General features: G+C 46.9%; 27 protein-coding genes and 1 riboswitch. Of the genes, 10 read left to right on the top strand and 17 right to left on the bottom strand.

What is annotated here, in order from left to right; genetic code table 11:
- Positions 1 to 229: 229 nt before the first annotated feature.
- The 4 genes from DHX103_RS11675 to DHX103_RS11660 all read right to left on the bottom strand — a co-directional run bounded on the left by DHX103_RS11675 (position 230) and on the right by DHX103_RS11660 (position 3,266).
- Positions 230 to 859, bottom strand: coding sequence for a helix-hairpin-helix domain-containing protein (locus DHX103_RS11675; protein ID WP_422122452.1), 630 nt, complete (start codon positions 857 to 859; stop codon positions 230 to 232).
- Positions 860 to 974: 115 nt separating this feature from the next.
- On the bottom strand, positions 975 to 1,727 hold the full coding sequence (locus DHX103_RS11670) for a CPBP family intramembrane glutamic endopeptidase (protein ID WP_422124766.1): 753 nt from the start codon (positions 1,725 to 1,727) through the stop codon (positions 975 to 977).
- A gap of 161 nt (positions 1,728 to 1,888) precedes the next feature.
- Positions 1,889 to 2,929, bottom strand: a complete 1,041-nt coding sequence (locus DHX103_RS11665) for an HAAS signaling domain-containing protein (protein WP_422122451.1) — start codon at positions 2,927 to 2,929, stop codon at positions 1,889 to 1,891.
- The gene (locus tag DHX103_RS11660) at positions 2,916 to 3,266 is read right to left on the bottom strand and encodes a PadR family transcriptional regulator (protein ID WP_422122450.1); all 351 of its coding nucleotides are present in this window, start codon (positions 3,264 to 3,266) and stop codon (positions 2,916 to 2,918) included. Before DHX103_RS11660 ends, DHX103_RS11665 begins: the two co-directional genes overlap by 14 nt.
- Before the next feature lie 311 nt (positions 3,267 to 3,577).
- Here DHX103_RS11660 and DHX103_RS11655 point away from each other — a divergent pair, with 311 nt between their 5' ends.
- Genes DHX103_RS11655 through DHX103_RS11645 form a run of 3 tightly spaced genes read left to right on the top strand, consistent with a single transcriptional unit; the run spans position 3,578 to position 7,601 of the window.
- Complete coding sequence (locus DHX103_RS11655; protein WP_422122449.1) at positions 3,578 to 4,915, top strand: sigma 54-interacting transcriptional regulator; 1,338 nt, start codon at positions 3,578 to 3,580, stop codon at positions 4,913 to 4,915.
- Positions 4,912 to 6,225 carry an aspartate aminotransferase family protein gene (locus DHX103_RS11650; RefSeq protein ID WP_422122448.1) on the top strand — a complete coding sequence of 438 codons (1,314 nt, stop codon included), beginning with the start codon at positions 4,912 to 4,914 and terminating at the stop codon, positions 6,223 to 6,225. The genes DHX103_RS11655 and DHX103_RS11650 overlap by 4 nt, the downstream gene beginning before the upstream one ends.
- 11 nt (positions 6,226 to 6,236) lie before the next feature.
- The gene (locus DHX103_RS11645; RefSeq protein ID WP_422122447.1) at positions 6,237 to 7,601 is read left to right on the top strand and encodes a YjiH family protein; all 1,365 of its coding nucleotides are present in this window, start codon (positions 6,237 to 6,239) and stop codon (positions 7,599 to 7,601) included.
- A gap of 92 nt (positions 7,602 to 7,693) precedes the next feature.
- On the opposite strand, the gene DHX103_RS11640 is transcribed toward DHX103_RS11645, so the two are convergent.
- Together DHX103_RS11640 and DHX103_RS11635 are read right to left on the bottom strand one after the other, a co-directional pair.
- Positions 7,694 to 8,758 carry a saccharopine dehydrogenase family protein gene (locus DHX103_RS11640; protein WP_422122446.1) on the bottom strand — a complete coding sequence of 355 codons (1,065 nt, stop codon included), beginning with the start codon at positions 8,756 to 8,758 and terminating at the stop codon, positions 7,694 to 7,696.
- A 267-nt stretch (positions 8,759 to 9,025) separates the two neighbouring features.
- Positions 9,026 to 9,283 (bottom strand): hypothetical protein, encoded by a 258-nt coding sequence (locus DHX103_RS11635; protein ID WP_422122445.1) that lies wholly within the window; start codon positions 9,281 to 9,283, stop codon positions 9,026 to 9,028.
- Positions 9,284 to 9,470: 187 nt separating this feature from the next.
- Positions 9,471 to 9,570: riboswitch (purine riboswitch) on the top strand.
- A 70-nt stretch (positions 9,571 to 9,640) separates the two neighbouring features.
- Between DHX103_RS11635 and DHX103_RS11630 the strand changes: the two genes are divergently transcribed.
- The gene (locus DHX103_RS11630; RefSeq protein ID WP_422122444.1) at positions 9,641 to 10,816 is read left to right on the top strand and encodes an MFS transporter; all 1,176 of its coding nucleotides are present in this window, start codon (positions 9,641 to 9,643) and stop codon (positions 10,814 to 10,816) included.
- A 279-nt stretch (positions 10,817 to 11,095) separates the two neighbouring features.
- On the opposite strand, the gene DHX103_RS11625 is transcribed toward DHX103_RS11630, so the two are convergent.
- Both DHX103_RS11625 and DHX103_RS11620 read right to left on the bottom strand, forming a co-directional pair.
- Positions 11,096 to 12,061 carry a nuclease-related domain-containing protein gene (locus DHX103_RS11625; protein ID WP_422122443.1) on the bottom strand — a complete coding sequence of 322 codons (966 nt, stop codon included), beginning with the start codon at positions 12,059 to 12,061 and terminating at the stop codon, positions 11,096 to 11,098.
- Between the two features lie 212 nt (positions 12,062 to 12,273).
- Positions 12,274 to 13,158: a proline iminopeptidase-family hydrolase gene (locus tag DHX103_RS11620; protein WP_422122442.1), complete on the bottom strand. Its 885-nt coding sequence runs from the start codon at positions 13,156 to 13,158 to the stop codon at positions 12,274 to 12,276.
- Positions 13,159 to 13,452: 294 nt separating this feature from the next.
- Between DHX103_RS11620 and DHX103_RS11615 the strand changes: the two genes are divergently transcribed.
- A complete protein-coding gene (locus tag DHX103_RS11615) occupies positions 13,453 to 14,754 on the top strand; it encodes an acetamidase/formamidase family protein (protein ID WP_422122441.1) in 1,302 nt (433 codons plus the stop codon).
- 188 nt (positions 14,755 to 14,942) lie between these two features.
- Here DHX103_RS11615 and DHX103_RS11610 read toward each other — a convergent pair whose 3' ends face one another.
- The 6 genes from DHX103_RS11610 to DHX103_RS11585 form a co-directional block, all read right to left on the bottom strand.
- Positions 14,943 to 15,419: a DinB family protein gene (locus tag DHX103_RS11610; RefSeq protein ID WP_422122440.1), complete on the bottom strand. Its 477-nt coding sequence runs from the start codon at positions 15,417 to 15,419 to the stop codon at positions 14,943 to 14,945.
- 102 nt (positions 15,420 to 15,521) lie between these two features.
- Positions 15,522 to 16,106, bottom strand: coding sequence for a hypothetical protein (locus DHX103_RS11605; protein ID WP_422122439.1), 585 nt, complete (start codon positions 16,104 to 16,106; stop codon positions 15,522 to 15,524).
- A gap of 54 nt (positions 16,107 to 16,160) precedes the next feature.
- Positions 16,161 to 16,808 (bottom strand): hypothetical protein, encoded by a 648-nt coding sequence (locus tag DHX103_RS11600; RefSeq protein ID WP_422122438.1) that lies wholly within the window; start codon positions 16,806 to 16,808, stop codon positions 16,161 to 16,163.
- 84 nt (positions 16,809 to 16,892) lie between these two features.
- Positions 16,893 to 17,069 (bottom strand): hypothetical protein, encoded by a 177-nt coding sequence (locus tag DHX103_RS11595; protein ID WP_422122437.1) that lies wholly within the window; start codon positions 17,067 to 17,069, stop codon positions 16,893 to 16,895.
- Positions 17,070 to 17,327: 258 nt separating this feature from the next.
- Positions 17,328 to 18,065 (bottom strand): SDR family NAD(P)-dependent oxidoreductase, encoded by a 738-nt coding sequence (locus DHX103_RS11590; RefSeq protein ID WP_422124765.1) that lies wholly within the window; start codon positions 18,063 to 18,065, stop codon positions 17,328 to 17,330.
- Between the two features lie 253 nt (positions 18,066 to 18,318).
- Positions 18,319 to 19,407 (bottom strand): zinc-binding alcohol dehydrogenase family protein, encoded by a 1,089-nt coding sequence (locus DHX103_RS11585; protein ID WP_422122436.1) that lies wholly within the window; start codon positions 19,405 to 19,407, stop codon positions 18,319 to 18,321.
- Positions 19,408 to 19,569: 162 nt separating this feature from the next.
- Between DHX103_RS11585 and codA the strand changes: the two genes are divergently transcribed.
- The 3 genes from codA (at position 19,570) to DHX103_RS11570 (ending at position 21,877) form a co-directional block, all read left to right on the top strand.
- Positions 19,570 to 20,829: a cytosine deaminase gene (gene codA / locus DHX103_RS11580; protein WP_422122435.1), complete on the top strand. Its 1,260-nt coding sequence runs from the start codon at positions 19,570 to 19,572 to the stop codon at positions 20,827 to 20,829.
- A 271-nt stretch (positions 20,830 to 21,100) separates the two neighbouring features.
- Positions 21,101 to 21,625, top strand: coding sequence for a hypothetical protein (locus tag DHX103_RS11575; protein WP_422122434.1), 525 nt, complete (start codon positions 21,101 to 21,103; stop codon positions 21,623 to 21,625).
- 60 nt (positions 21,626 to 21,685) lie between these two features.
- On the top strand, positions 21,686 to 21,877 hold the full coding sequence (locus tag DHX103_RS11570; protein ID WP_422122433.1) for a hypothetical protein: 192 nt from the start codon (positions 21,686 to 21,688) through the stop codon (positions 21,875 to 21,877).
- A gap of 164 nt (positions 21,878 to 22,041) precedes the next feature.
- Here the strand turns inward: DHX103_RS11570 and DHX103_RS11565 are convergent, their stop codons facing one another.
- Complete coding sequence (locus tag DHX103_RS11565) at positions 22,042 to 22,206, bottom strand: response regulator transcription factor (protein ID WP_422122432.1); 165 nt, start codon at positions 22,204 to 22,206, stop codon at positions 22,042 to 22,044.
- A 188-nt stretch (positions 22,207 to 22,394) separates the two neighbouring features.
- A complete protein-coding gene (locus DHX103_RS11560) occupies positions 22,395 to 22,871 on the bottom strand; it encodes a quercetin 2,3-dioxygenase (protein ID WP_422122431.1) in 477 nt (158 codons plus the stop codon).
- A 262-nt stretch (positions 22,872 to 23,133) separates the two neighbouring features.
- Between DHX103_RS11560 and DHX103_RS11555 the strand changes: the two genes are divergently transcribed.
- Together DHX103_RS11555 and arr are read left to right on the top strand one after the other, a co-directional pair.
- On the top strand, positions 23,134 to 23,883 hold the full coding sequence (locus DHX103_RS11555; RefSeq protein WP_422122430.1) for an SDR family NAD(P)-dependent oxidoreductase: 750 nt from the start codon (positions 23,134 to 23,136) through the stop codon (positions 23,881 to 23,883).
- A 108-nt stretch (positions 23,884 to 23,991) separates the two neighbouring features.
- On the top strand, positions 23,992 to 24,408 hold the full coding sequence (gene arr, locus DHX103_RS11550) for an NAD(+)--rifampin ADP-ribosyltransferase (protein WP_422122429.1): 417 nt from the start codon (positions 23,992 to 23,994) through the stop codon (positions 24,406 to 24,408).
- 135 nt (positions 24,409 to 24,543) lie between these two features.
- Here arr and DHX103_RS11545 read toward each other — a convergent pair whose 3' ends face one another.
- The gene (locus tag DHX103_RS11545) at positions 24,544 to 25,452 is read right to left on the bottom strand and encodes a glycine betaine ABC transporter substrate-binding protein (protein WP_422122428.1); all 909 of its coding nucleotides are present in this window, start codon (positions 25,450 to 25,452) and stop codon (positions 24,544 to 24,546) included.
- Between the last annotated feature and the right edge of the window lie 12 nt (positions 25,453 to 25,464).

Here is a 25,464-nt window from a genome sequence, read left to right as displayed (position 1 = left end):
TTTAACCACCAAAAAAAGAAGATGCAGGAATCTTCACATCTTCTTCTCCTATAACCCTCTATGATTCAGCATGTTATTTCACTGATGATCTCTGCAATGAAATAAGTTCACTACCGCTATTTAGGACTCGATATCCTGTTTTCGAACTTGACTTGAAATCAAACATCGACTTGTTATTTCCAGAAATCAAATCTTCCCCGTTTATTTGTGCTTCAATTATCGTAAACAACTAACTTTGGCTGCCCAGCCTTCTAAGCAGCTGTGCGAAATCAATGCAAAACCGCATATCTTTAAGACCCAGTTTCGCCTTGTAATAATGCTGAGCTTCATTAACTCCGGAAACCTTTTCAAGCATGAGCGCAGCATCGGCTTCGGCAACTTCTAAAACAGATCGGTATCCTGCTTCATAAAATGCCTTCGCGGCTAGAGGGCCTACTCCATTTATCCTAACAAGATCGCAAAGGCTAAACAGTTCATCCATTCCAGACTGATTATGTTCCCAATAGTCTTTGGAATTATTGACACCAGATTTATTCAATTTATTGACCAGCGAAGCATCAATGCCGGGAAAGTTCGCGATCAAAACTGGCTTCTGCTCTAAACTACTCATTTCTCGTTTCAAAATGACCAAATAGTCTTCCGGTATGCCACTCTCAGACGCAAAAGATGTCATTTTCTGAGGAGAGGAAATACTTTTTCTGAGCTGGGAAAGATTTTGGATTCCTTTGTTCTCGATCACCGCAAAATTCTCATCAATATTTTGCAGAAGAAGTCTGCGACCAGGCAATAGGTTTTGCTTTTTAAGGATTTCCTTATAGCTTTGGACAGCTATGCTTTCCAAGTCTAAACTGTAGTCCATAGCCTTTCTCCTTTCTTAATAAGCACTCCCCATTTAGACAATAAAAACTTTTTCGAGAATTATGTTAGCAGCTAATCTGTTGCTTTCTAAAACAGAACCGCTAATAGCAACCCGTTCACGGTTTTCTTTTTACGCGATAAGGGGGCTCATCTCCAGGATAAAGGACGGAGGTAACTGCATTGCTGTGTGTAAACATTGTTCTTCGGTTGAAGATCACGATTATCACCGCAACTAAACTGAACAGGATTGTATCCCAGGGCTGAGCGTCCGGCCATAGGGGGTTATTCAACTGAAAGTGAAACAGGGCGGCGGTAAGGATGCTGCCCTTTGATGCATTGAAAATTGACGTCATGATAATTGAGAGCGCGATGGCCGCGATGAAAAAAGGAAGAAAAACCCACTCAGATTGCGGTGTTCCACCAATCAGGAAAGCCGGCAGATGCCAGATACCCCAGATTACTCCGATGATCACACTGGCCCAAAAAGGAGTAAAGCTGCGTTGCAGCAGCGGGAGAGCCAGGCCGCGCCAACCGAATTCTTCTACAGGTCCCAGGAGCAGCATAAGCAGCAAGGCCGGCATAATGGCCTGCCATGGACTATATGGAAAAGGATCCGTGATTGTGCCGGCTATCGCCGAGCCCAGGTAAAATAGAGCGGCTGTTCCAAATATCAGAAACAGCCACCAGGCAAGCGACATCCTCCACAATGTCAGCCGGCGCAGAAAACTGCCAATGCCGCGCAGCCCGTAATAGTACCAGACTATTATAAACGCGGCAATGGCCGGGGCGTAGACAGCCAGAATATACAAGGGGTTCGAAGTACTTATCTCACCGGTTAGGGCAATAACTTGATCATTAAAAAAAAGCATCAATGAGGCAAGCCCCCAAGTCAATCCAAAGGATATCAAAATGAACGGTAATAGCGTCTTTATTGTCATGGGAGTTTGCGGCTTATCTTTTTTTTTATCAATTTATATTCACCCGCTCTCTTGAAGATAATTACAAATCCTTTTTGTCCTCAATCATTGGATCATGACCCTCGTTTAATCCTTTTCACAGACGCATCTTTCCGTGCTGAAGCTTTCCGAAAACCCTGGATGGTATCGATTAAAGCGAACAGCGCAAAAGTGAAAATGATTCCGCCGATAATCCAATTCAGCGAACTTAATGATCCGAAAAGGTCTGTGAGCCATCCCAGAAAACCTTCGGCGAAAATTTGCGGATTTCTGAAAATCAGGAAAATTGCCAGCAGGGACAGCGCATTAACCACCATATTGAATGTGGCAAGATTGATGTCCCAGCGTCTGCGTGTCCATTTCCATATATCCATCAGTACTTGCAGGATGATAACGAGCACCACGAGTGGCCAGTAGGACAGCAGAACGCTTTGGTTGAAAACCGGTGTGATCAGTTCGAACCCATTCGAGCTCCCCCCGTAGATGCCCACCAATGCATCCGCATTAAAGTAGATGGATACCCAAATAGCGGTCCAAATCAAGTCAACTGCCGGTTCGCTTCGCGCAATCGTACTCCTCTTCGGCATCAGTTCATTGCTTGCTGCCAAATCATCCGGCGTCCACCCTTTATCCGGCAAAACAATGGTTGATTTTCCGGATGCACGATTCGTGCGGTCCACCCATTCAAGAATCACGAAGACAAGTGTCACCCAGAAAAAGACACCAATTACCACATCAAAAGCCGCGGCTATCGAATCCCCAATCAGGCTGACAATTACGTTGACAACTGAAGTCTCGCCAGCCCCTGTGAAAATAGTCGTAATGATCAACACCACGAGCACCACGGTAAGGACAATTGGAATGATGATTTTCAATAACATAAGATACAAATCAAAAAAACGCGGGCCGATTAAATACATCGGCTGTGAGCGATACCTCCCGGCAAGCCTCGCCGGATCGCCGAACTTCATCAACAGCTCTCGCTCTTCCACTTCCGTATAGCCGGGCGGCAGCATGTCTTCCATTGTCGAGTGCAATTCCTGGGCGATGTCTTCCCGCTCCTTCACCGGCAGTCTGCGTGTCACTTCACCGATATAGCGGTCAATCCACTCCATCGTTGTCATCTCCTTCGATGAGTTGTCGAAGTTCCCGCGTTACGTTCTGCCAATCGCTGTTCAATTGCTTGTACGTCTCCACCCCTTTTTCACTCAGCGCGTAATACTTCCGCGGCCGATTGCCCGTCTGATCCCAATTCCCCGTCAGCAGCTGCTGCTTTTCCAGCCGCCGCAGCAAAGGCGTCAACGCGCCGGTATCCGTTAATAATCCGCGCTGCTCGAGCGACTCAATCAGCGCAGAACTGTATTGTGGCTCCTTTAACTGGGCCATCACTGCCAGCGCCAGGATGCCATTGCGGAGTTCGGATGACCACCCGTCCAGCGATGATTTGTCCAATATTTCCACCTCCAGTTTTTATACTGTCTGTTGAATTTCCTTCTACTCTGTATTCTAGATCATTGGAAAACAATTGGCAAAATATAGACTGATTATTCCGTTAAATAGAACTCTATGGAAAACTGTTTATTTCAATTGAAAAAGTCGCTTCATAGTACAATGGTACCTTTCTTCCTATGGTGATAAATTACCAGACCATTAATCCACCAGTATCCCCAAGCCCTTAAATTATAAGAATAATTAAATTTTTCTTGTAATTATATTATTCATTACTGTATAGTCTATACAAGAATGAATAAAGGAGTGTGAAAATGAACAATTTGTTTTTACTTCCAAATACTGACGAAGAAATTATGGATACATATGAAGAAGATATAATCATCACCACGCGGGAAGGGCGAATCATCAAAGTTACCCAAATCAGCGGCAAGCAATATGGCGTGACCCCGTCCGAACTTCTGGGAGAATCCGTCTACGACCTGGAAGCGGCAGGCATCTTTTCTCCTGCTATCACACCGCAAGTCGTAGCCAAAAAGAAAAAAATTGTGATGGTGCAAAATACTCCATCCGGGGAAAAAGTGCTGATCACCGGCATCCCCCTTTTTAATGACAGCGGAGAAGTTGAGTTTGTCATCAGTTATTCCTATGAAATGTCGGAATTGTTATTAATGAAAGAATACCTGGCAGATCTTGAATCGGAAATGACCAAAGTGAAAGGCGAACTGGCCTATCTGCGGGATCAGCAACTCCAAATCGATGGCTGCATCATGGACAGCCGCTCTTCTCAACGGGCGGTCAAAACAGCCGTCAAAGCGGCGCGTTTGGATGTGCCTATCGTTCTTCAAGGAGAGCCCGGAACCGGAAAAACACTCCTTGCCAAATTCATCCACACACAAAGCAGCCGAAGTGATAAAGCTTTTATTGAAGTCGATTGCAGTTCGATCCTCGAATCGGTATTCGAAATCAGCTTCACCGGCATGGACGATGCCCAGACCGATGGCTATCTCCAACTGGCAGCTGGCGGCACGCTGGTGCTGAATGACATTGATCAGCTTTCCCTTGCTTCACAGGCCATTCTTTTCAATATCCTGCAAAATCATTCCGTCCGGATTATCGCAATCAGCGAAGCATCATTAGAGGACCTGGTAGCAACCGGCAATTTCCGCGAAGATTTATTTTACGCCCTGCATCTCGCTTCAATTCAGTTAAAACCGCTGCGGGAACGGCCGGAAGATTTGGACCGTGCCATCAGCCAATTTTTAGAGGAGCTGAATGAAAAATACCAGCAACAAAAAAACATTTCCGATGGCTTGTACTTCCACCTTCTTCAGTTGAAGTGGCAAGGGAATTTCCGCGAATTGCGGAATGTGCTGGAACGCAGTTTCATTGAAAGTGAAGCGCAAGTCATCACTTTGGATGACTTGCCGATCAATTACCAGCCGAATGCCGAAGAACGCATCGGCATTGAACTCGACGGCCAAACGCTTCCGCATATTTTGGATTCCGTTGAAAAGAAAGTGCTGTTGAACGCACAAAAGCGCTATAAAACCACGACCGAAATGGCCAATATCCTCGGCATCAGCCAGCCTTCGGTCGTCCGCAAGCTGAAAAAATACGCACACACACCCTTAGGAGATGACTTCTTATGACAGTAGTAAAAGAACAAGATTGGCAACACCTCGTTGGATCCATCGGCAATTTTCTGGCACCAAGCATGGCGAAAGACCATCCGAATTTACCGGTTGTCAAAGCGGAAGGCTGCTATTATTACGGCGTCGACGGCAAAAAATATTTGGATTTCACGTCCGGCATCGCCGTTGAAAACGTCGGCCACCGCCATCCGAAAGTCGTGCAGGCGATCAAAGACAGCGCCGACCACTTAGTGCACGGCCCGTCCGGCGTCATCATTTACGAATCGATTTTACGGCTGGCACAGGAATTGCAGCGCATCATGCCGCCAAAACTGGATAACTTCTTTTTCGCCAATAGTGGAACAGAAGCGATCGAAGGCGCAATCAAACTGGCAAAGTATGCGACCAAGCGCCCGTATGTCGTTTCGTTCACCGGCTGTTTCCACGGCCGCTCAATGGGCGCGTTAAGCGTTTCGACTTCCAAAAGCAAATACCGCAAGTTTCTCCAACCTTCCTGGCTGACGTATCAATTGCCCTACGCACATCCGGAAGATTTGCCGGAAGGCCAGGAACCCGAAATCTTTTTCCCTGAAAAACTCGAACGCGACGTAGAAAAGCTTTTTGCTCACCAGGTAACGCCGGAAGAAGTGGCCTGCATCATTCTGGAGCCTATTTTAGGTGAAGGCGGCTATATCATTCCGCCGAAAGAATGGCTGGCAAAAATCCGTGAAATCTGTGACCGCCACGGCATCCTGCTGATATTTGATGAAGTCCAGACCGGCTTCGGCCGCACCGGCAACTGGTTTGCCGCACAGACTTTCGGCGTCACGCCGGACATTATGGCCATCGCCAAAGGCATCGCTGCCGGGCTGCCACTCAGTGCCACTGTTGCATCCAAAGAATTGATGGCGCAATGGCCGCTGGGCACACATGGCACCACTTTCGGTGGCAATCCGATTGCCTGTTCCGCAGCTCTCGCTTCTCTTGAAGTATTAAGAGAAGAAAAGCTGCTCGAGAATTCACGTGATATGGGTGCATACGCTTTACAACAACTTGAAAAATTAAAGGCAAAACATGATTTGATCAAAAATATCCGCGGTGTCGGCCTGATGATCGGCATCGAACTGCAGGATCTGGAAACCCGCAAACCGAACGGAGAAGCCGTGATGGAAGTATTGGACGGCTGTCTGCAGCGCGGCGTATTATTCTATCTTTGCGGCAATTCGGGAGAAGTGATCCGCATGATTCCGCCGCTGACCATTTCCAAAGAACAAATTGATGAAGGCATTGACGTATTGGATCAGGCTTTAACAGCGTATAACTCATAGGGGGAAAACTGATGACTTTAATTCAAAGTGAAAAGAAAGCAATATCGCCAGCCGATACGTGGAAATTCTTAATCCCATCCTTGATCGGAGCCTTGTTATTTTTATGCCCCATCCCATATCAGGGAGAAGTAACGATCGGCGTTGGGATACTGGCATCATTTCTATTGTCCACTTTCGGTGCAGTAATTCCTGGCTTCATCTTATTTTTACTCGGATTTTCAGCAATTGGCAGTGTAGTGGGTACCGTATTAAAACCCACTTTCGTTCAAGATTCAATTTTTCTTCGCACCACGTTCATTAACGGGCCGTTCGCGCTTGCTGTGCGGGTACTGGCGTTTGTGTTCGGCATTATGGTCTATTTCGAAATCGGACCGGAAGTGATTTCTTCCCGCTATACCGGCGGTGTGGTGCTGTATGATCTGGCACCCGTCCTGCTTACCTGGTTCCTGTTCGCCGGAATCCTGCTGCCTCTATTGGTGGAATTCGGGTTGATGGAATTTGTCGGAGCTCTGCTCAATAAATTCATGCGTCCCGTCTTCACATTACCCGGCCGTTCTTCAATCGATGCGATGGCATCTTGGATGGGCGCAGCGCCAGTCGGCGTTCTGGTGACGATGAAGCAATACGATGAAGGCTATTACACAAAACGTGAAGCCTCGGTTATTGCAACGACATTCTCCATCGCCTCGGTTGCTTTCAGTTTAGTCGTCGCAAACGTCGTCGGCATCGGACATTTATTTCTACCGTTCTACTTGGCTGTATCGGTCGCCTGTTTGGTCGCTGCCGTAATCATGCCGCGCATTCCGCCTTTATCACGAAAAACGGATGACTATTACGAGCCTGTTGGCAAACAAGTGGACGACACGATTCCGGAAGGCGTGTCCTCGTTCAAATGGGGATTCGACGAAGCACGCCGCAAAGCAAGCGGTGCCGGAAGCCCGAAAGAACTGGCGAAAGTCGGCGTCAAAACGGTGCTGGATATTTGGCTGGCATTAATTCCACTGGTCATGGCGCTCGGAACCATGGCACTCGTTATTGCGGAATACACACCGGTCTTTAAAATTATTTCTTATCCGTTAATTCCGGTGCTGACGCTGCTCGGCTTGCCCGAAGCTGCTGAAGCCGCTCCGACATTCCTGGTCGGTTTCGCCGATATGTTCCTGCCCGCCGTACTCGGCAGCGGCATCGAAAGCGAATTGACACGCTTTGTTCTCGCTGGTGTATCATTGGCGCAAATCATTTACATGTCCGAAATCGGATTGCTGATTCTGCGTTCGAATATTCCGGTGAAATTATGGGAACTTGGCCTGATCTTTGTTCTACGGACAATTATCACGTTGCCGATTCTTGTATTGTTCGGTCATTTATTTGTTTAATCAATTCAAAAATCCACTTCCGGGTATTTTCCTGGAAGTGGATTTTTTTATCGTGTTATAAGTTTTGGGAAATTCAGTAAGCAGTAAAATGGTTATTCATGATAAACCGTCTCTACTTCAAACTGCCCGGAACCCGGCAATTCTTCGATCAGGCTGGAGCCGAATAAAGTCGCGGGTGTATAGCTGCCGGACGGGTAATCCCCGTCCAATAATCGGCTGGCCACCTCAAGAGCTCCGAACACCGTCAAGTCATAGACATTCGCCGTTTTGATCCGAACCGTGGTGACGACGCCCGCCGCATTGCGCGCTTCTCCCCAAATAAAAGCGGGTGTATCGGAGCGCAACTTTTCATCCGGTCCGATTACCCGTCGCACCACCATATTCTTCAACCGTTTCTGGATAACCGGCCGAGACAGCACAGAACCAGCGGGGCTGAACAGCCGGGCACCGAGTATGCGCGATTTTTTCATGGGAATCCAAGTGGTAATATTCGGTATGCCCGTCGTATGGTAAGCGGTTGATACATCGCCCCACGGAATGCCCATCGCGGATTTTGTACCGCGGCCGAAATCGATTTTGCGCCGCTGACTGCCGATCGGCACCGGCACCAATTGGCCGTCACGGCGCTCTGCGCTGCCGGAGCCCAAGCCTTGGATCATCGTCTTATACGTGCCAGGCGAAATTCCCGAATCCGAATCAAACCCGAGCGCAAGAGTGACCGCATCCGGCATCAGCTCATTCAGCTTGCGCGCAGTGCAGTCCGTCGGAATGACATCAAATCCCACACCCGAACAAATGGTAATGCCCGCTGCCTTTGCTTTACCGTCCTGTGCGAAACTATGCTCAAAAACAGCAATCTCCCCCGTAATATCCAAATAATCCGCTCCCGCTTCGAGACATGCCTTGATCATCGGAGGAGTGGTTTTTTGGAACGGGCCGGCGCAGTGCAAGACCAGATCGATATCCGCCAGATGTTCAGCTGTAGCCTGGTCAACCGGAAATACGCGCGCTTCCAACTCCAATTCTTTGGCCAAATAATTCACCATCTCGCGGTTCCGCCCAGCGAGCACGGGGCTCATCCCGCGCTTCTTCGCTTCTCTCGCGATCAATTCCCCTGTATATCCATAAGCTCCATATATCAGCCATTTCTTTTGCACTGCCGCCACTCCCTTTTCTTCTATAATTACGGTTTTTAAAAGCATACCTTTTGCGCTGTGAGCTTACAAATGTTACGTATGTGAAGGGATTTTCGGTTTATCAGCGATTTTTCATGTTTTATCAGCGATTTTTTGGAGTTTATCAGCGATTCTCAGAAGTTTATCAGCGGTTTTTTTCGGTTTATCAGCGATTCTGCTTGATTCCCCTATTTTCATTTTAAATCTAAAAGGAACCCACTCCGTTGTTGAATGAGGTGGGTTCCTTCATTAGAATCCTGTGCTTTGGCTGGACATCTGGTTCGCTGAGCTGTCCACCCTTCCGTTGTCGATATGGCGCGCCGCAGTGTCCACCCTCTTGCTGTCGATGTGATGCGCTGCGCTGTTCACCCTCCCGTGGTGATTAACCGTTTCAATCCCGGATTTGGTGTTTTTTGATGACTTGAAACTTTTACGTACAAATAAATCATAAGAAATACCAAACGCCAACAATACGCCGAATACAGTCAGAACGATTCCAACCAGCATGAAATTCCCCCTCTTAAAGAGATTTGGACTTCCTTATATTGTAACTTCATTTGTCTAAAAATTCAAATTCTTCATCGGATTTACAATAAATATAGCGCCAAAACGTTAAAATAGTTTATTCATAGAACGCTAGCCACTTGCCAGCTTGCACAAAAATTATTTATGTAGTAAGATTTTCAAAGTAATCAAACGCACCACCCATACACTCTGTATAACCTTAAGAATACGGCTTAAGGGTCTCTACCAGGAACCTCAAAATCCTGATTACAGAAAACGAAGTTCTCGTTTTCTGTAATCAGGATTTTTTCTTATTTTCTGACAAATATTGTTTTTTATTCGAAAGGAAGCGCATTGAAAATGAATTTGAAAGTATATATTTTAGCCCTGTCCACAGTCGCAGTCGGACTCGTGGAACTCATCGTCGGCGGGATCCTGCCGACAATTGCCGACGAATTCGGCGTGTCGTTGAGTTCAGCCGGCCAACTGATCACCTTATTCGCTTTGATCTACGCGATTGCCGGTCCTGTCTTGCTGGTGGCGACCAGCCGTTTTGAACGCAAGAAAGTCTATTTAATCTCATTGTTCATCTTTTTCCTCGGCAATGTCATGACGTTTTTCAGTCCGGATTTCACCTGGATGGTCATTGCGCGAATCATCACGGCTGCAAGCACGGCGTTGATCGTGGTGTTGTCACTAACCATCGCCGCGAAAATCGTGGAGCCGCCTTATCGTGCAAAAGCGATTGGCCTCATCTTCATGGGCGTTAGTTCATCGCTCGTCCTGGGCGTTCCGCTCGGCATTCTCATTTCGGATGCGTTCGGATGGCGCGTCATTTTCCTCGGCATCGCTGCATTGTCGATCGGCTCGATGGTGCTGATCGCGCTTTATATCCAGCCAATCGCTGGCAGCACAGCCGTTCCGCTCAAGCAGCAATTAAAAGCGGTGGCCAGCGCAAAAATTGGAACGGCCCATCTGGCGACAATGTTTATGCTGGCCGGCCATTATACCGTCTACGCCTATTTCACGCCGTTTCTTGAAACGACACTCCAATTAAGTTCCTTCTGGGTCAGCATCTGTTACCTGCTGTTCGGCATTGCAGCAGTGAGTGGCGGCGCGATCGGCGGCACCATGTCCGATTCGATCGGTTCAAAGAAGAGTATTTTAATCGTCATCTCTTCTTTTGCAGTCGTCTTATTCCTGTTGCCGTTCACGACGTTTTCGCTGATCGTCTTCCTGCCGGTGATGGTCATCTGGGCAGCACTCAGCTGGAGTCTCGCCCCGCCGCAGCAAAGCTATCTGATTGAAACCGATCCTACCACGTCCGACATTCAGCAAAGTTTCAACAACTCCGCGCTGCAAGTCGGCATCGCGTTGGGTTCTGCAATCGGCGGCTTCACACTTGCACAAACAGGCGCAGTCACAAGCACCGCCTGGGTTGGCGCAGTCATCGTGCTCGGCGCACTCGGCTTCGCGGTATTTTCATTGACGCGGCCTGTTGTTGAGCGCGGAGATTCGAAAGTGGAGAGTTTTTAAAGGAAGATTATCATTTCAAAAGGAGGCCGCGAATTTTGCGCGGCCTCCTTTTTTGTTTTGAACTGAATAAAAGGCTTTTCGCCTGCGAAAAGCTTCCTTCTTTGGTCTGCCGGTGAGAGGTGGAAGCTGGGTTTAGGGTTTATCGGCGATTATTTTGGGTTTATCAGCGGTTTTTGATGGTTTATCAGCGATTTTTTCACCTTTATCAACGATTCTCTTAATTCGGTCAAAAATCATCAGTTAAACTACCCAAAAAAATCAAACAAATTACCTTATCCTTCACCTATTCTTTACTTTATACACCCGCATTTTTCGTTCGCCTGAAATTTCTAAATCATATTTAGCTAAAACGCGCCGCGCCGCATCAGAATTCTCTATTCCTGTAAACTCCCGAAATTTCTTATTCGTCAACTCATCATCGATCAGCGAAAAATACTCCTGCACCGCCAATCGGTCTGCAGAAGCATCTTTATTTCCGCAATCCGCGCAAATCCAGGATTTTTTCACACGCTGCATGCGGTGCACACCGCATTTATTGCAATAAACGCCTGGTTTCATATCTCGCACATCAATACGGTAAAGCTCAGTTAAAGGGGATTTTTTAAAGGGGACCTGGTTTGCCGCAATCAGTTTTCCGATGTCATCAATCGGATGAGAAGTTGCAGTTAGGGGACTGTCCCGAAGAATTTGGTACAAATATTCGTTCATCTGATACGTTTTGCAAATCAAAGCGCCCGAAGGCTTTGCGCGAAACACACAATTATTTGCCGTAAATACGATCAACCCGGTAACAGGCAAGTTGATATCATGAAGCTTAAACCATTTCTCGACAAAACTTATATGCTTTTTCAGCTGGAATACCGGATTATCAAGATGCAGTATTTCTCCGCCCGGCACCGCCTTCTTATAGTATTCCTCAGTCGCCGCATCATAATGGATTTCACCGCTGACATTCTTGGAATCCATGACGATCGCACAGCGGTCGGTCAATAAAAGACCATCAATCTGAACAATCCAATCGACGATTCTCATGTTCAAGTCCCACACCGGCAAATGAGCCTCTTCCATAGAAAACTCTCTAAATTTTTTGACCATCTTCCCTTCGCCGCGAATTCCGGCAGAAGCCCGGTGCAACTGATTTTCCAAATAGTCGCGCTGGCTGTGATTATAAGGCATACGCTTCAGCAAACTCTCAATCGCTGAAGTTTTGGACAGCAGTTCCAATTTCGTTTTTATACCTTGCACCTCCTCCTGCTTTCAATTTCCTTCACATGAACAGGACACATTCATCCTCTAATAATATCATAATGCCTAATAAGTAATCATAAAATTCTGTCAATTGAAATTCTCAAATAACCTGTAACGGAACAGTTTGCCACGGCAAACTGCTGGGGTTCGCGAGCTGCAGACCGCTCCCGAACCCGAAATACCTTTCAATAGTCCCTACCCCATCCCCCTTACGCCCCCGGCTTCATCTCCTGCCGGTTCACCCATTCCCGCACCACCTCGACATACGCTTCCGGTTCTTCGATCGCCGGCATATGGGCGCTGTTTTCAAATACGTGAAATTCGGCGTCCGGAACGAGACCTGCATAATATTCCGTCGCTTCCGGTGTGGCTTCATCATAGCGGCCACAGGAGAACAGCGCCGGAATTTCAATTTCTGGCAAGCGGTCCGTCGCGTCAAAACCTTTTAATGTGCCGTTGACGGTAAATTCGGAAGCTCCCCACATATAATTATAAATTTGGCGGTTCACCGCTTTCAGATCATCCGCCAACTCTTTCGGCCAAGGATCGACGCGGCAGATATGGCGTTTGTAAAATGCCTTCTTCGCTTCATTGTATTCCGCAGTATTGGTCATCCCTTCCCGCTCGCTCTGCTCAATCGTCTCCTGAATGTCTTTCGGAAAATCCTTCAAATAATCCCGCTGATTCTGCTCCCACCTATTTGCGTCCAGCGCCGGCCCGGAGAAAATGACGCTGCGAACGCCGCTTGGCTTTTTGAACAGATAAGAAGCCGCAAGAATTGTGCCCCAGGAATGGCCGAGCAGATGGAATTCCTTCAGCCCCAATGCCTCGACAACCTGTTCCAATTCTTCGACATAACGCTCCACCGTCCACAGCGCCGTATCCGTCGGGCGGTCAGATTTTCCGCATCCGAGCTGGTCATACTGGATCACCGGCCGGTCCGTCCCCAATTGACGAAGCGGGTCGCTGTCGCTGCTCTTCATCCCGGGCCCTCCGTGCAACAACAATAATGGAATGCCCGGACCTTTGCCGGTGACCCGGTACCAGACGCTGCCACCTGTCACTTCGATAAACCCTATCTTCACATCATCCATTTATCTCCAACTCCTTTTTGTTTTGGCTGTTCAATACCCTTTCTCCGCAATAAAGAAAATACCCTTTTTTGAATGGAAAGCAGTCCGCTGCAAGCGGCCTGCCCAGTGGGCGGCACCCGCCGCCCGATCTTAGGTAATAACGGCTTTAATCGGTTAGGTGCAGCTTTATCTCACATATGCGAATTTCACCTCAAGCATCGATATTCTCAACTCACTAATGCCTAAAAATTGTTAAAGATGCAACATGCATACTATAATTGAAATAGTCAGATTATTAAAAAGAGGAGGATGTATGTGAATAAAACAGCGGTCGAGACTTTATTCGTTAATCATTTTGTAAACGGGATTTTGGATCCTACCAAGGAAATGCTGGGCCCCGTAAAAGACGGCGGCACGATTATCGCCAATTCGGCGCCGGGGTGCTGGGGTCCGATGATGACACCCAGCATTATCGGCGGCCATGAAGTGACCAAGCCGGTGTATGTGGAAGGGGCTGAACCGGGAGATGCCATCGCCATCCGAATCCAGTCGATTACAGTGACATCACGGGCGACAGCTTCCGGCAACGATAAGATGATCGAAGACCGGGCAGATGGGGACGGTTACGTAGCAGCGAAATGTCCGCAATGCGGCACAAAGAATCCGGAAACGGTCATCAAAGGCATCGGCATGGAAGCAATACGCTGTGCCAATTGCGGTGCTGATGCGACGCCTTTCGTCTTCACGAATGGCTACACGATTTTCTTCGGTGAAAAAGGCGATGTCGGACTGACCTTGCCGAAAGAAGCAGCTGAAACGATTGCGGAAGCAGGCAGATTTTACATGAAAACACCGGAAGCTTCCGTGCAGAATCCGGTGGTGACGTTTGCCCCGCATGATCTGGTCGGTACAATGGCGCGCATGCGGCCGTTCCTCGGGCAGCTTGGAACGACGCCATCCCGTCCGACACCTGACTCGCATAACGCCGGTGACTTTGGTTCATTCCTTGTCGGCGCACCGCATGATTACGCGTGTACGGAGGAAGAATTGGAGACCCACCGCACCGACGGCCATTTGGATGTCAACCGTGTGCGCGCCGGTGCTGTGCTGATTTGCCCGGTGAAAGTTGCGGGCGGCGGTGTCTACCTCGGTGATATGCATGCCATGCAAGGCGATGGTGAAATTGCCGGGCACACGACAGACGTTTCGGGCATCACCCATCTCCAGGTCCATGTGCTGAAAGGATTGGATATTAAGGGGCCGATCCTGCTGCCGAATGTGGAAGATCTGCCTTACACAGCGAAACCTTTCACGGCAGAAGAAAAGCAATCCGCGCGGCAGATCGCAGACGACTGGAACGTCAATAAAATCGAGGAGTCGTATCCGGTATCCTTCATCGGCTCCGGACCGAACTTGAATGACGCAACTGAGAACGGACTCCAACGTGCCGCTGATTTCTTCGGGGTCACCGTTCCGGAAATCATGAACCGCGCAACGATTACCGGCGGCATCGAAATCGGACGCCATCCAGGCATCGTCACCGTGACGTTCCTAGCTCCCGAACAATATTTACGAAAAACCGATTTGTTCGATTTGGTGAAAACTCAATACGGTTAATGCACAAAACCCGCCAGTCCTTTTTCGGAATGGCGGGTTTTGTATTGCATTCAATTATTCTCTGCGAAATAATATAGAATGATCTTTCATTATGAAGATGCTTTCTCTATAAAACTTCAATGCCCAATGTTCACTGCGTGATTTCGATTCTGGAACACGAGCAAAGCAGTTGTTTCATCCTTATAGTTTCACACCGTATCGCCGCCGGTTGGAGGCGTCCACACACCAATAATTTTCCGCGCAAAGACCACTTGCCCGGCATGATAGGAATTGTGAAGAATGATCGTTTGCAGATAGTCGGCACGGGTCTCTTCCCTTCCTGCAATTACTGTTTCTGATAACTCTTTCCCTGCTTCCCGCTCGGCTTCTTTCAACCCTTTCAGGAAATATGCAACGGCTGAATCCCATTCGTCTTCGCTCTCCGGCGCCGAGGCAGCCGGCCAGGATTCAGCGTCGGGATCCGCGCTATTTGGCTTATCCCCTTTCAAAAGATCGAGCATAAAAGTCTGCCAATAATTCATATGAAACAATAATTCCCAAACCGAATGCGGGAATCCCCCTGCTTTCTCGCCTGCCTGCTGCCAATCCAATCCATCAAAAACTGTTGCTGCATCTACGTGCGCACCTTGCCCGTGCAGACCACTCGCAAAAAATTTCTCGTTCATAAAATCTCCTCCCGAATCATTGTTTTCTTTCATTTAAAGCAGTATGAAGCTGTTCTTGAAGAAATGAAAATTTTTCTGTCAGAAAGATATAGTGGTAGCGTTTTATTCCATAGTCGAACTTCCGTTGATTTTAAAGCCGAAACCGTCACGTGTAAAGGAGTAGCTGGCTGTTGCACTTCCGCTTCCGATCAGCAATTCATACGAATTATATCTGCGTTTGAAATCCAGAACCTCAAGTTCTTCAGCACCCGAAGGATTAGGATTCAAGCCATATAAAGAATACGCAAAAGCATTTTCTTTAAATGTGATCTCTTCAGCCGCTTCCCGCAGCTCCTCTCCATCCAGATCCATCTCTGCAAGTTCAAACAGCCGCTCCACTTTTTCAAGCCCGGTCTCTTTTAAATATTCTTCGGAATAAAAATGAGAAGCAAACATCAGGTAAGTGAAAAACAGTCCCATCAACAGGATAGCTGCCCCCTGCATCAGGGAACCAAATCGGCTGGCAGAAATCAGTTTGTCCAACCGCCTCGCCGTCCAGACAGCCAAGAACACTGTTCCAATCAAAAAGATCAGTTCGATGGTCCAATGCACAAATAGGAAGTCGACCAAATAACTGTATGTCCTCAAAAGATAAAAGAGCGTTACAGCTCCGAGAAAGATGAATACCGTTCCAATCGAACTTTTCACCAGCCTAGTCCTCCCCATTTGTTTCTTTCATTTCCCAATCCCTTATTTCCCCATCTAGTTATATTTCTCATTATACGCCGCGACCCACTCCATATCGATTGGGCCGTTCACGACCGAATAATAATTGCCGTCATTCAGGAGTTGCATACGGTTTTCATAAATAGAAGCTATAATAATGTCGTCTTTCGTATAGAGAGTCACCGTGAAACCCGTTTCTCTGGAAACATCACTGTCCCAGTCGCTGTCACTCATTTTCTTGACGTCGTATTGGGTAAAGAAATCATGCAATTCCCTCGCAGCTTCGTTGCCATTATTTTTCCATGCACCCGAATTGCCCATAAATTGCACGATTTCCACATGGCTTGGGTCATAACTCAATGCCTTCGTTAAATTCTTCTCCCCGTATTCGTTATAAAGGGAAAAAGTGATTAGAGCCAAGGGCAGAATGACAATAAACGCCAGAACAAATTTAAACGCACCCTTTTCATACAGCTCTTTCTCTTCCGTGATTCTCGACAGCCGGTTTGCCAGATAGTCTGCAAATGGAATGATTGCGAGAAAAAATACCAGGACGATAAGAAGTATGCCAATAAATGCACTCCAGAGATAAAATTGTTCTGCCACATAAAACCCTATGTATGAAATGATGAATACGATGAAGAAAAAATACATCCAATAATAACCGCTTCTGTTTTTATACAAGGAATCCCCTCCTGATTTTTATCGAGACCGCCTGCTTACAATTCCCCTGCAGCTGACCATTATAATCGGCTTTTATTCCTGCATTCATATCGCCGCTAACGCAAAAGCATTTACCACCAACGAAATGATTCCCACAGTCAGCAGAATCAATGATGCAGGCAGAAGTTTCCCATTAGTTTTCGACTTTTTCACACCATACATACTGGTAAGTATTATGATTACGCTTAAACCGATGTTTATTAGAAAAGGCAATTCAATCATTGGGTGGCCACCTTTGATATTTAACGTTGTACTACGCAGCATTAAAAATCCGAATAGTTAGTATCTTCATTATACCTATTCTATTCATTTCTAACAGTTAACATTACAATTAATTACAGAGATTCCAATAAAATATTTATATAAAAGTTTGTTGGGGCACCAGTCAAAAAAGGAGACGGCCCATTCCAGGCCGTCTCCTCTTCTTATTGAATTCCGTTTAGCTGGTTTATTTATTATTCCCATAAAGCATTTCAGGAATTATTGTGCAGTATAGCCGCCGTCAACCGTCAACGTGTTGCCCGTCATGAACGAAGAATCATCCGAAGCCATGAACAACACGGCTTTCGCCATTTCTTCCGCTTGTCCAAGGCGTTGCATCGGTGTCATTGATTTCAACTGCTCTTTGCTTTCTTCCGGAATGATCGGTGTATCGATGAAGCCCGGTGCCAGAGAGTTTACACGGATGTTTCTTGTCGCGTATTCAAGTGCAAGCGAACGAGTCAAGTTCAAGACGCCACCTTTTGCTGCGTTATATGCCGCAGATCCAGGTGAACCGACCCAGCCGTACATCGAAGCCGTATTAACGATCGTACCGCCGCCTGTTTTCAGCATTTCACGGATTCCTTCACGAGCTACCAGGAAAACGCCGTCCAAATCGACATTTACTGTATTGCGCCATTCGCTGTATTCCAGATCTTCCGTCGGTGTGACCCGGCCGATGCCTGCGTTATTGAATAACACATCCACACGGCCGTATTTAGCGATGGTTTCTTTAAAGACGTTTTTCACTTGCTCTTCATCTGTAATGTTCGCTTCGACAAACAGTACATCAGCATTTTTTGCTTGCAGTTCCGCTTCATACGCTTTGCCTTTTTCTGCATTCATGTCGACCAATACCACTTTTGCGCCTTCTTGGATGAAAAGCTCTGCTGTTTTCGCCCCAATACCGGAAACGCCGCCTGTAATAACTGCTACTTTGCCTTGTAATTTCATAATTTATCTCCCTTTCTTTTTTATCTCGAACTAAAATATAATTATTTCGAGATAATTACTATATCCTCACTATACGACTCATTCGGAGTTCCGTCAAAAGAACTGTTTGATAATTTGAATAAAGGCGGGGACTCATGACCTTCAGAACAAAACCAGAAATCTCCCAAGTATTTCTTCCAATTTTTCACTTTTCACCTGCAAAAAGTATCCATCTAAAAACCCGCCATCCCAATAAGGAATGACGGGCATAATTGCTTTATTCGAATGGTCCTTCCAAAACAATCTTGCCGATCGTCTTGCCCGTCAGCAGATTGGTGTAGGCTGCTTTTAAATTTTCCACAGAAATCGGGGTGAAATGCTGGGTCATGGTCGAATGGATCGTATTGTCCTCCGCCCAATCGGCCAGCTTGTTCAGAATAATATGCTGATGCACCATGTCTTCCGTCTGGAACACAGAACGCGTATACATGAGTTCATAGACGAACGTGACGCTTTTGCCGAACAGCGCAAGATCGAGCGGCTTGAAGGCCGGCAGGATCGAACAGATTTTCCCTTGAGGTAAAATCGCTTTGGCCATTTCGGCCATGTGCTCATCGGTATTGTTCAAGCAGAAAATATAATCGACGCCCTCTATTTCGAGTCGCTCCAACTGCGGCCCGAACGGTTCGTGGTGATTGATCGTATGATCAGCACCATGTTCTTTTGCCCATTCGAACGTCTCAGAACGCGATGCTGTGCCGATGACTGTGAGGCCTGCGAGTTTGGCGATCTGCACCGCAATCGAGCCCACGCCTCCTGCCGCTCCGATGATCAAGATCCTCTTGCCCTTATTTCCAGCGGCTTCTTTCGAAATGCCGAGGCGGTCAAAAAGCGCTTCATAAGCAGTGATGCCAGTCAGTGGCAAGGCAGCTGACTGCGGAAAGTTAAGGGTTTCCGGCTTTCTCCCGACAATGCGCTCGTCCACCAGATGGAATTCGCTTTGACCACCGGGCCGATTGTTCGTGCCGGCATAAAACACTTCGTCGCCCACTTTAAACAGCGCAGCATTTTCTCCTGTTGCAACTACGACGCCCGCCACATCGCGGCCAACCACCGTCAGCGAATCATCGTCTTCCTTTTTCCCGTCGCGTGTCCGGAGATCGGTCGGATTCACGGAAATCGCTTTGACTTCCACGAGCAAATCACGTCCCGTCGGTGTCGGCTTTTCCTGCTCCACCATTTCAAAATTCATCGCTTCTTCTTTGGAACCCGGTTTGTAAAAGCCGAATGTTTTCATGGTTTCTGAACTCATCTTGCATCGCCCCTCTTTCATATAGTGAATTTCCAATTCCAATGTAATTTCCATTTTACACATCCTGCCAGAGGCATTCAAAAATAAGGGGCCAACCCTGCATATCCCCCGCCCCTTTGATAAGATGCAGAAGAGGTGAACTTATTTATTGGCGGAGATTTCAGGTCCCGCCCGAACGACAGCAAGACTCTAATTTCTCGAAAGGAAGTATGCAGCATGTTATTGAAAAACGCGAAACTTTACGGACAGGAAGGCCTGTGGGATATTGAAATTCAGGCGGAGAAAATCAATTCCATCAAGGTGGCGGAGAAGAGAACCGGCGCAGCAGATGAACCAACCATCGACTTGAACGGCAAACTGGTATTGCCGCCGTATGTCGAGCCGCATATCCACCTGGATTATGTGCTGACGGCCGGAACACCCCGCTGGAGCACATCCGGTTCCGTTTTTGAAGGGATTGAAATCTGGTCGGAACGCAAACAGCTGATCAACGAATCCAAAGAAGACATCAAAAAGCGGGCGATGAAGGCGATCGAAATGCAGCTGAAACACGGCATCCAGCATACACGGACGCATGTCGATGTCAGCGACCCAAGCTTAAAAGGGTTGAAAGCGTTGTTGGAAGTCAAAGAAGAGATCAGACCGTGGATGGATTTGCAGCTGGTGGCACTTCCGCAAGAAGGCTTGTACACAAAACCGGACGGCGAAGAATTGCTCATCAAAGCGCTGGAAATGGGTGCCGATGTTGTCGGCGGCATCCCGCATTACGAATTGACGCGCGAAGACGGCGTCCGTTCCGTGATGAAAGCATTGGAACTGGCGGTGAAATACGATAAACTGGTCGACATCCATTGCGATGAAATCGATGACGACCAGTCGCGTTACCTGGAAGTGCTGGCGGGCGAAGCGCTGAAGCTCGGCATCGGCCACCTCGTAACGGCCAGCCACACGACGGCGATGGCTTCCTACAGCAACGCCTACACCTACAAATTGTTCCAGACGTTGAGAAAAGCGAACATCAATTTTGTTTCATTGCCTAAAGCCAACTTGCACTTGCAAGGGCGATTCGATGGCCACCCGGCACGCCGCGGCGTTACCCGCGTGAAAGAGATGGTCGCTGAAAACATCAACGTCTGTTTCGGCCTCGATTCGATCATGGATCCGTGGTACCCGCTCGGTGACGGCAATCTGATGAGCGTCGTCGACACCGGCCTGCATGCCTGCCATATGACCGATTACGCCCACATCGTCAAAGCGCTCGACCTGATTACCGTCAACGGCGCCAAAACGCTGGCAATCGAAGAAGGCTATGGCGTCAAAGAAGGCCATCAAGCCAATTTGATCGTCCTCGATTCCGAATCCGAATACGAAGCGATACGTACGCAGGCTGCCGTGCTCTACTCGATTCGCAACGGCAACGTGATGGTGGAGACGAAGCCAGCTCAGACAACGATGGATATTCCTTTATTCTCTTGAGGGATTATGAATTAATGAAGAAAATGAAGCTGAACCGCCATTCTGAAGAAGAAATGGCGGTTCGTCTTTACTTCCTCCCAAAATATTCCGCGCAGAAATCCTGCATTGACAATTTATGCTAAAATGAAATTATACAGAAAGAACCAGAGTCATGAATGGTTCTGCGAAACCATGGTAAATAATTGGAACTATATTGGATTCAGGAACGCGTTTCCACTAGTAACTCAATGTTTTTATTTCAAATGAAAATTGGCAACATGGGGGAAGTTAATTGAAGGTATATAAAGTGATTATCACGCTGATAACTTTGTTGCTCCTGTTGACTGGATGCAATAGAGGCTACGATTCTTTAGGCAAAGCTGTGCAAAGTCAATGGGACGATTCAATAGAAGTTCTCAACGAAGATGCAGAAAATAACTTGGTTTATTATGTGGATCAAACACAGCATATTTTAGGTGTCTACCATTTTGAAGGTGGCGAATACAGCTACGACAATGAACAAAGTATCGGTACGAATTTCGAGTCGGAAAGCGGTTTTCCTTTTTTTATGTCAGCGAACCATTTTGACGGAGCTGGCAATATCATTCATGGGGCAATCCGAACAGATGAACATACGGTTGAAAAATTTGTCATTACCTATAAAAATGGAGAGTCTCAGGAAATCGAAGCCGTCAACAATACTTTTATAGCTGATTTCCCATCGCATTTAGCAATAAACGCGGAAGAGTTTTTCGGGGAAGTTGATAACGCGTTTGGCTATGATGAGCAGGGTGAGATAGTAGAAAGTTTAAATTAATAGCCTTCGATTATCTGCAATTCTATTGAAACTTTGCGACTTTTGAGAGGCGGAATTACAATGGAAAGGGGTCAAATCGCTTTTTTAATCCTGTCTTTACTGAGTGTGATTCTACTGCTTGGATATATATTGACGATGTCCATCATCGATTATCCGGAATGGCTATTTGTGCCATTGAACATTGCCGTTATAACGTTCGTCTCAATCAATACAATCATGACTATTATTATGAACAGAAAGCAAACTAGTTGAAAGCTTCAAGTTTTTTAATGAGATTAAACCGTTCTTACCATGTTCGATCTAACTTCCCGCTAGGATGAATTGAGTTATAAAACCTAAAATATTCAACTAGAAAACCGCCATCTGGAGTCACATCCAAATCGCGGTTTTTGTCTATATTTTATTAAAAGTGACAATCACGTAATTATCCCTCTCCTGATCAACTCCGACACCGCATGGACCCGATTCGTTGCTCGGGTTTTTTTAATGGCCAGTTTTACATATTGCTTTACTGTGAATTCACTGATGCCAAGTGAATCCGCAATTTCCTTTGACGCGGCTCCCCGCGATATCTCTTTCATCACTTCCAGTTCGCGATTGCTTAATAGATCTCGATGATTGCAGGATATGAGCAATTTTAAAACGACTGGTACGTTTGTTGTAACGGATTTCAATTAAACCTAAAAGTTTTTAGAATGACTATACGCAAACGAAAGCAACCGCCATCCCCAAATGGGAATGGCGGTCGTTTTTGTATTTGAATCGATTTTCAGTCCAGAATTTCAATTCCATAATCGGCAGATTCAGCAAATAATTTGTCCACATCCGATTCAATATCATCCGGTGGCAGCTTGTATTCTGTTGTTGGGACACTGTATTTAATAAACAGCTTCTCCAATCCCGCAGGCGTCAACATGGATAAAATTTTGGCCGGCTGAGATCCCTCCACTTTGTACATATGGGCAATGTCGCGCGGTGCAAAAACGAAAGTACCCGGTTTCGCTGAGATGGTTTTGTCGCCAATCGTAAATGTTACTTCACCTTCCAGCAGGTAAAAACATTCATCTTCCTTATGGTGGATATGCAATGGCGTCACAAAGTCCGGCGCATCGATTTCTTCGAGTATACTGAACTGGCCGCCCGTCTCTTCACCTGTTACTTTCACCTCCATCAACGTCCCTAAAAACCAATACTTCTCCCCTTCACCGCTGGCAAGCGCAAACGCAAGGTTTTGCCGCTCTTCCATCGTTTCCTCCTCCAATCCGGATTTTAATATTGCATGTTTCCAAACGGCTGATGGCGCTGCTTTCCACATCTATTCTACCTAAAATTATACGTCGTTTTATCAGAATCAGCTATCTTTCCAACCCGCTTTAAGCAGCAAGAAAAACACAACGAATCTGTTGTTTGAAGATGGACATGCAACCAATTCCCCCTCCTCTGATTAGCGCCCCCTCATTTCGGGAAACCATTAAAGAGAATGCATTTATTTCAGAGGAGGAAAATCAATGAGTAAAACAGCAATCATCACCGGAGGCGGCAGTGGACTGGGACAATCAGCGGCACTGCGCCTTGCAGACGAAGGCATTAACATCTCGGTTGTCGATATCAGTGAACAAGGCGGCAACGAAACTGTCGAAAAACTGAAAGAAAAAGGCGTCGATGCGATTTTCATTAAAGCCGACGTTTCAAAAGCGGACGAAGTGAAAAATTACGTGGACAAAACGCTGGAGCATTTCGGCACGATCGATTATTTCTTCAATAATGCCGGCATTTCAGGCAGCGGCAAGAATTTCCTGGAAACGGACATTAAAGAAATCGACCAAATTGTCGGCATCAATATGCTCGGCGCGTTATACGGACTCCGCTATGTGGCAGAAGCCATGCTGAAAAACGGCGGCGGTTCCATCGTCAATACCGCTTCCAGCGCCGGTGTTATTGGCCAATCATCCGTTGTCACTTATGGTGCGACGAAGCATGGCATCGTCGGCATGACGAAAAGTCTGGTGGCGGAATATGCCAAAGACGGTCTCCGCGTCAACGCCATTGCGCCGGGCCCGACGGAAACGCCGATGGTCAAAAAATTCTTCGAAGACAATCCGGACATGAAAGCGAGCGCCGAAGCGGGCATTCCGCAGAAACGCCTCGGTACGCCGGAGGAAGTCGCCGAACTCGTCGCTTTCCTGCTGACGTCAAACGCTCAGTATATCAACGGCGACACCATCCGCATCGACGGTGGATTCACGAATACAAAATAAACCCGAGCTATTTTTGAAAAATTAATTGATTGATTCAAATAAAACAAGGAAAAAACACCTCCCTCGTCGTATGTAGTAATAACGACAGTATGGAGGTGTTTTTTCAGCATGACTGACAACAAAGACGTTTTGGATCCTGGCCCATTCTTTCACGGCACCAAAGCCCAATTGAAAATTGGCGAAGAGTTGAAAGCGCAAAACCAATCCAATTTTCAGGACAAAAAATCCAATTACATCTATTTTACGGCATCACTCGAAGCGGCCAAATGGGGCGCTGAATTAGCAGAAGGCGATTTAAAAGAACGAATTTACATTGTGGAACCCATCGGTGAATTCGACAATGATCCAAACCTGACCGACAAACGGTTTCCCGGCAATCCCACACGATCTTACCGGTCGATGTCACCTCTTAAAGTCGTTGCTGAACTCGGCGCTTGGGACAGGCATACCGATGAAGAACTCAAGCACATGCGCGACTCCTTAAAGACGTTGCGCGAACAGGGGAAGGACATCATTATTGATTGATCTTTCGAAGATGAGTAAATCGAAGACAAGAAAACCACTCAATTATAGATCAGCCAAAGGATTGTTCCGTACATTGAAAAAACCGCCATCCTCAAAAAGGATTGGCGGCTTTTTTGTATCAGTTCCCATTTATTCCTACTCTTCTTCCACAAAGCCATTTTCAACAAGCCAGTCATAAGCAACAACTGAAACGCTCTGCCCTTCAATGTCAACCTGGTAATTCAAATCTCTCATAATGTCGCTGTTCAGGTTTTCTGCCAAGCGGGCTGTGATTTCTTCAATTTCAGGATATTCCTCAAATACCTCCTGGTTAATCGTCACAGCTATCCGATATGGCGGGAAGAATAATTCGTCGTCTTCCAACACAACCAGATCATAATTTTTGATCGTGGCGTCTGTTTCAAAAGCCATCGAAACGTCAACCTGCTCATTGTTCAACGACCGTTGTGTCAAACCCAGATCCATTTGGTTTACTTGGCCGGAGCCAAATTCAAAGCCATATGTCTCTTCTACACCCGGCAAGCCGTCTGAACGATTGGCAAATTCGGCATCGGCAGCCATCGTCAACTCCCCGGGGTTCTCATTGATATATGCGGCGAGGTCACTGATGGATTCGATTCCGAGCTCTTCCGCCTGCTCACTTCTCATGACGAGCGCATAGGTGTTGTTGACTTCCGACATATTCATCCAGTGTATCCCGTTTTCACTGTCGATTTCTTTGACCTTTTGAAAAGCCTCCTCGGGATCGGCAATGGCTTCTTCGCCCATATAGGTGAGGAGCGCCGTTCCCGTGTATTCCCACATCAAGTCCACTTGGCCGTTTTCCAATGCCGATCGGACAACACTGCTGCCAAGATTGTTCATTTGGTTTACTTTGAATCCTTCTTCTACCAATAAGAAAGCAGTCATCTCTGACAAGATATATTGTTCAGTAAAGTTCTTGCCCCCTACAGTCACTTCTTTTCCTGTAAATCCTATGCCCGAACAGGCCGACAGGATCATTGTGATAATCAGCAGAGGGATAAGTTTGAGTGAGTTAACCACAAATTCTGATAC

The organism is Planococcus daihaiensis, from assembly GCF_049262615.1.
Classification (GTDB): domain Bacteria; phylum Bacillota; class Bacilli; order Bacillales_A; family Planococcaceae; genus Planococcus.
The sequence above is the reverse complement of the archived record's forward strand: the minus strand, read 5'-3'. Positions and strand labels throughout refer to the sequence as shown.